Origin of the sequence: Lonsdalea britannica, from assembly GCF_946477055.1 — a bacterium.
Taxonomy (GTDB): Bacteria; Pseudomonadota; Gammaproteobacteria; order Enterobacterales; family Enterobacteriaceae; genus Lonsdalea; species Lonsdalea britannica_A.
The window spans coordinates 1-6,604 of the sequence record NZ_CAMKXG010000199.1 but is presented as its reverse complement, the minus strand read 5'-3'; the positions used below and the strand labels follow the sequence as shown (position 1 = coordinate 6,604).

Below are 6,604 nucleotides of genomic sequence, written 5' to 3'. Positions count from 1 at the left end.
CCAGCACGCGCCGCTTCCACCGCCGCGTTCAGCGCCAGAATGTTGGTCTGGAAGGCAATACCGTCGATCACGCCAAGAATATTGCCAATGCTATCTGCGCTGGTGGATATCTCCTGCATTTTTGCCATCACTTCCTGCACCACTTTGTTACCCTGCTGTGCGGTGCTTGCAACATCGGCAGCCAACGTATGACCCTGACGCGCATTCTCGGCATTGTTTCTTACCGTCGAGGTCAGTTGCTCCATGCTGGCAGCAGTCTCCTGCAAGGATGCGGCGGATTCTTCTGTACGACGAGACAGATCGTCATTACCTTGCGCCAGTTCCCGGCTACCAACATCAATCTGCTCGCTGGCTTCACGTACCCGCACCACAGAATGTGCCAACGATTGCTGCATGGCATGCAATGCCCCATTCAGGCGTCCTAGCTCATTACGTGACAGACTCGGTAAAGCTCGCGTTAAATCACCCGCAGCCACGAATTCAAGATGATGGATGGCGGTGTTAAGCGGTTTCAACAACATTCCGCGCAATAACACCCAAGAGAGGAAAATCAACACGACAACGAGGAGGCAGCAGATGGCGATCAGCCACAGCATTTGGAAGCGATCCGAAGCCGCTTTCGTCACTTGATCGGCTCCGGCCTGCTGCGCGTAATCAAAATAGGCTTTGTTGGCCTTATCGAACACCGTGCCCAATTGTCTTAACTGTGTGACCTGATAACTGTAATAACGTGCGATGTCCCGGTTTTTCAGGGCATCCAACATTGGCGCTATGCCCTGCTCGTAATAATTTTTATAGGCCTGTTCAATGTCGTGCGCCAAAACTTCACTTTTCTCAGTGCCTTTGGTCGCATCAAAAAAACGCTGCAGGTCTTCTTTTGCCGCATCGGCATAATGCGCCGAACGCCCAGCCGCCGCCGCCGCGTCTTCCCACTGTTGAGTTTCCAACCCACGGATCGCGAACGACGCCGCCACTCGAACACGCTGCATATTCGTGTTGCTGCTGGCTAGGTTGCCCAACTCCACACCCTGGATACGATTAATAATCTGTAATGACTGATAGCTTTTATTGATCGCGATTACGCCCATTCCACTGATCAAAACAAGCAAAAAAGCCATTACGCCAAGTAATGCCAACAAGCCGGTACGAATAGATAAATTTTTAAACATAACCACCTCTTCGGAGGACTTTGCATTTATTTGCAATAGAGGTTATCGGCTTTTTTTTCGCTCCTTTTATGGCTGCTGCTCATTTCATCTACAATTCTGTCAATGTAAACAGGGATAACAAGTTGGCTGAAACACAAATAGAAAAAAGGCGCCCTTTAACAGGCGCCTTTTAGAATTTCTTACTTGGCAGTCTATGCACGTAATACCGCACAAGATGGCATTTATCTATTGCTGTCGATCAGCCGTAGATATTTGCACGATCGCGCAGTTCCTTGCCAGGTTTGAAATGCGGAACGTATTTACCTTCAAGTTCCACTTTCTCACCCGTCTTCGGGTTACGTCCGACACGCGGTGCACGGTAGTGAAGTGAGAAACTGCCGAACCCACGGATCTCAATACGATCGCCTTCTGCCAGCGTACTCGCCATCTGCTCGAGCATCTCTTTCACTGCATCCTCGACCAACTTGGCCGGGATATGAGATTGCTGTCCAGCAAGTCTTTCAATAAGCTCAGACTTGGTCATAGTTCCTCCAAGTATATGGTCAGTTAATACCATAATAACTTACTACCGTTTGAGACCGGACGGCATCTACTGCCGCCCGGTCCACCGTGATTATTCGCCTTTAGCTGCTTTGAAAGCTTCAGCCATTGCATTGGAGAAGTTGCTTTCGTCCTGTTTGTTGTTAACAGTCGCGATTGCATCTTTCTCGTCAGCTTCGTCTTTAGCACGAACAGACAGGCTAACTACGCGGTTCTTACGGTCAACACCGGTGTACTTCGCTTCGACGGAATCGCCAACGCTCAGAACCAGAGTTGCGTCTTCAACGCGGTCACGCGCGGCTTCAGAAGCACGCAGGTAACCTTCAACGCCATCAGCTAATTCAACTGTAGCACCTTTAGCGTCAACGGCAGTAACTTTACCCGTAACAATCGCACCTTTCTTGTTCATAGACAGGTAGTTGTTGAACGGATCTTCAGCCAGCTGTTTAACGCCCAGGGAGATGCGCTCACGCTCCGCATCAACCTGCAGGACAACTGCAGCGATTTCGTCGCCTTTCTTGTACTCGCGAACAGCTTCTTCGCCAGCTACGTTCCAGGAGATGTCGGACAGGTGAACCAGACCGTCAATGCCGCCATCCAGGCCGATGAAGATACCGAAGTCAGTGATAGACTTGATCTTACCTTCTACGCGGTCACCCTTGTTGTGGGTTTCAGCGAACTGCTGCCACGGGTTGGATTTGCACTGTTTCAGGCCCAGGGAGATACGACGACGTTCTTCGTCGATGTCCAGAACCATAACTTCAACCACGTCGCCCACGTTAACCACTTTGGACGGATGGATGTTTTTGTTGGTCCAATCCATTTCGGAAACGTGAACCAGACCTTCAACGCCTTCTTCGATTTCTACGAAGCAGCCGTAGTCAGTCAGGTTGGTTACGCGACCGGTCAGACGAGTGCTTTCCGGGTAACGTTTAGCGATAGCAACCCAAGGATCTTCGCCCAGCTGTTTCAGACCCAGAGATACACGGGTACGTTCGCGGTCGAATTTCAGCACCTTAACATTGATTTCATCGCCCACGTTGACGATTTCGCTCGGATGCTTAACGCGTTTCCAAGCCATGTCAGTGATGTGCAGCAGGCCGTCAACGCCGCCCAGATCAACGAATGCACCGTAGTCAGTGAGGTTCTTAACGATACCTTTAACTTCCATGCCTTCCTGCAGGTTTTCCAGCAGCTGATCGCGCTCTGCGCTGTTTTCGGATTCGATAACTGCACGGCGGGAAACCACAACGTTGTTACGTTTCTGGTCCAGCTTGATCACTTTGAACTCAAGCTCTTTGCCTTCCAGGTGCAGCGTGTCGCGTACCGGACGAACGTCTACCAGGGAGCCCGGCAGGAACGCACGAATACCGTTCAGCTCAACGGTGAAACCGCCTTTAACTTTACCGTTGATAACACCGGTAACAGTCGCAGCTTCTTCGTAAGCTTTTTCCAGCATCAGCCATGCTTCGTGACGCTTAGCTTTCTCACGGGACAGCAGAGTTTCGCCGAAGCCGTCTTCGACAGCGTCCAGTGCAACGTCAACTTCATCGCCAACCTGAATTTCAATTTCGCCCTGCGCGTTCTTGAACTGCTCAGCCGGAATGGCGGACTCAGATTTCAGACCGGCGTCAACCAGTACGACATCTTTGTCGATAGCAACAACAACACCGCGAACGATGGAACCCGGACGGGTTTCGATTTCTTTCAGGGATTCTTCAAAGAGTTGAGCAAAAGATTCAGTCATGTTGATAATCTTAGGGTTTCTTAATTTAACGTCCATCTGGCATCCTGCTCGATGGGGCTGTTTCACATACCTCGCTACGCATCCTTACAGCGAGGTGGGATTATTTATTGGTTGGCCGGACCCAGCTTCTGACTTACATAGGCCAGCGCCCTTTCAACCACTTCATCTAGCGACATCTCGGTCGAGTCCAGCACCAGAGCTTCCGGCGCCGGCACCAACGGTGCTACGGCTCGATTACGATCGCGATCGTCGCGTTCTTTAATCTCGGATAAAAGGCGTTCAAAGTTAACACTAAAGCCCTTCGCCTGCAACTGCAGCATGCGGCGTTGCGCACGCTCTTCCGCGCTGGCGTCGAGGAAAATCTTTACGGCCGCATCGGGAAAGACAACGGTTCCCATATCCCGACCATCGGCAATGAGCCCAGGCGCTTCGCGAAAAGCGCGCTGACGCCGCAATAGCGCTTCGCGTACGCGGGGGAATGCCGCCGTCTGCGACGCAGTGTTACCCACTTCTTCGGTGCGAATTTCCAGACTGACGTCTTCGCCTTCCAGCACCACTTTTAACTGGCCGTCTTCGGGAACGAAACGGACATCAAGGTGCGTCGCCAGCGGCACCAGCGCTTCTTCAGAGTGGATATCCACCTGGTGGTGCAGCGCCGCCAGCGCCAGTACGCGATAGATAGCGCCGGAATCCAACAGGTTCCAGTGCAACGCTTCCGCTAATGCCTTGCATAGCGTGCCTTTACCCGCGCCACTCGGCCCGTCAACCGTAATTACCGGTGCAGTCACCGCCATGTTCTTCTCCTTCACACAGGGAAAATCTTCGTGCCATTGTAGACAATAAAGTCAGCCATTATACGCCGACATAGCGATAAACATTAAATAAAAGACTTATACCTAGTGAATATCCGGCGAATTCTTATACGAATAGCGGATAAAACTATTCAGGGAGGGTGAATCCTCCCTGAAATAACAAGAATTAAGCAAACTGACTCAATCGTGCCAATTGCTCAAAATAGTCGGGGAAGGTTTTCGCCGTGCATTTGGGGTCGAGGATCGTCACGGGCGTATCAGAGAGTGCCAACAACGAGAAACACATCGCCATACGGTGATCGTTGTAAGTACCGATTTCAGCTGACGTCAGCTGCGTCGGCGGCGTGATACGGATGTAGTCATGCCCTTCCTCCACTTCCGCGCCAGCTTTACGCAGCTCGGTCGCCATCGCCGCTAAACGATCGGTTTCTTTGACGCGCCAGTTGTAGATATTACGCAGCGTAGTGGTGCCCCCCTCTGCGAACATCGCCGCAGTGGCGATAGTCATCGCCGCATCGGGAATATGATTCATGTCCATGTCAATGGCGTGCAACGCGTTGCGTTCGCATTCGATATAGTCATCGCCCCAACGAATAATCGCGCCCATTTTTTCCAGCACGTCCGCAAAACGGACATCGCCCTGAACGCTGTTACGCCCCACGCCGGTCACCCGCACGACGCCACCCCGAATAGCACCGGCGGCCAGGAAATAAGACGCGGAGGACGCATCCCCTTCCACCAAATAATCGCCCGGCGAACGATAGCGCTGCTGTCCCGCGATCTGGAACGTTTGATAATCCTTGTTTTCAACGGTGATGCCGAACGCTTCCATCATATGCAACGTGATGTCGATGTACGGTTTGGAAACCAAATCACCCTTGATGCTGATGCGCGTATCTTGAGGCGCCAGCGGGGACATCATCAGTAACGCCGTCAGGAACTGGCTCGATACGCTGCCGTCCACCGTAATATCGCCGCCCTGGAAACCACCGTGCAAACGCAGCGGCGGATAGTTCTCCTGCTCCAGGTAGTCGATACGCGCCCCGCCCTGACGCAGCGAGTCCACCAGATGACCAATGGGACGTTCTTTCATGCGCGGTTCACCCGTCAGGACGATATCCCCTTCCGTCAAGCACAGCGCGGCAGCCAGAGGACGCATTGCCGTTCCGGCATTGCCAAGGAACAATTCAAGCGGCTCGCTGACGCGAAACGGACGGCCTAGGCCCACAATGTCGCACTGGGTACGGTCTGCAGACAGTTGATAGCTCACACCCAGCGCTTTGAGCGCGTTCAGCATGTGGCGCACGTCATCGCTATCCAGCAAATTGGTTAAACGCGTCGTGCCTTCTGCCAGCGCCGCCAGCAGCAGCGCTCGGTTAGAAACGCTTTTCGAGCCAGGAAGATTGATCGTGCCGTTAACACGTTTTACGGGTTGTAAGGTCAGGGATTCCTGCATGTGAATTGTTGTCTCCAAAATATTGATATAAAAACCCCGGTATCAGACCGGGGTTTTTAAAGAGCGCGACCACGGCCGCATAATACCGCAATCAGCCGTGGCGACGTTCGAAGTCAGCCATAAATTCGGTCAGGGCTTTCACGCCTTCCAGGGGCATCGCATTATAAATGGATGCGCGCATCCCGCCAACGGCCCGGTGGCCTTTCAGCGCATGCAGGCCAGCCTGCTGCGCTTCTTGCAGAAATACGCTGTCCAACGCAGGGTCCGCCAGCAGGAAAGGCACATTCATGCGTGAACGGTTGGATACCGCGACATCGTTGCTATAAAAATCGCCGCGGTCGATGGCGGAGTACAGCAGGTCGGCTTTAGCCTGATTCCGTTTTTCCATTTCAACCAAACCGCCCTGCGCTTTCAGCCATTTGAACACCAGACCAGAGAGGTACCACGCAAAGGTCGGCGGCGTGTTGTACATGGAACCATTGTCAGCCAGAATTTTGTAATCCAGCATAGACGGCAATTCCCGACGGGATTTACCCAGCAGATCATCACGCACAATCACCAGCGTCAGGCCAGCTGGCCCAATATTTTTCTGTGCGCCTGCGTAGATCACGCCATAGCGGGTGACATCGATAGCGCTGGACAGAATGCTTGAGGAGTAGTCGGCCACGACCACTTTGTCGCCGAAATCAGGCTGCTCTTCGATAGCCATGCCGTCAATGGTTTCATTCGGGCAGTAATGGACGAACGCGGCGTCTTTGGACAGCGCCCACTCGCTCATAGGCTTCACTGCACGCAGGCCATCCACGCGCGTTTTCACGTCGATAACATTGGGTGTGCCATATTTTTGTGCTTCATTAATCGCGCTGTGGGCCCAATAGCC

6 protein-coding genes are annotated in these 6,604 nt (G+C 52.8%); all 6 read right to left on the bottom strand.

Features of this window, described 5'->3' with window-relative positions; all coding sequences use genetic code 11:
- A partial coding sequence (locus Q7O77_RS12900) for a Tar ligand binding domain-containing protein (protein ID WP_304167954.1) occupies nucleotides 1-1,169 on the bottom strand: 1,169 nt, incomplete at its 3' end.
- Between the two features lie 238 nt (nucleotides 1,170-1,407).
- Nucleotides 1,408-1,692, bottom strand: coding sequence for an integration host factor subunit beta (gene ihfB, locus Q7O77_RS12895; RefSeq protein ID WP_026740440.1), 285 nt, complete (start codon nucleotides 1,690-1,692; stop codon nucleotides 1,408-1,410).
- Between the two features lie 90 nt (nucleotides 1,693-1,782).
- Entirely contained in the window at nucleotides 1,783-3,456 is a 1,674-nt protein-coding gene (rpsA, locus tag Q7O77_RS12890; RefSeq protein WP_099045370.1) for a 30S ribosomal protein S1, read from the bottom strand.
- A gap of 104 nt (nucleotides 3,457-3,560) precedes the next feature.
- Nucleotides 3,561-4,250, bottom strand: a complete 690-nt coding sequence (gene cmk, locus Q7O77_RS12885) for a (d)CMP kinase (RefSeq protein ID WP_026740442.1) — start codon at nucleotides 4,248-4,250, stop codon at nucleotides 3,561-3,563.
- A gap of 184 nt (nucleotides 4,251-4,434) precedes the next feature.
- Entirely contained in the window at nucleotides 4,435-5,724 is a 1,290-nt protein-coding gene (gene aroA, locus Q7O77_RS12880; protein WP_304167948.1) for a 3-phosphoshikimate 1-carboxyvinyltransferase, read from the bottom strand.
- A 91-nt stretch (nucleotides 5,725-5,815) separates the two neighbouring features.
- Nucleotides 5,816-6,604, bottom strand: a 789-nt coding sequence (serC, locus tag Q7O77_RS12875; RefSeq protein WP_304167945.1) for a 3-phosphoserine/phosphohydroxythreonine transaminase, incomplete at its 5' end; no start/stop codon positions are given.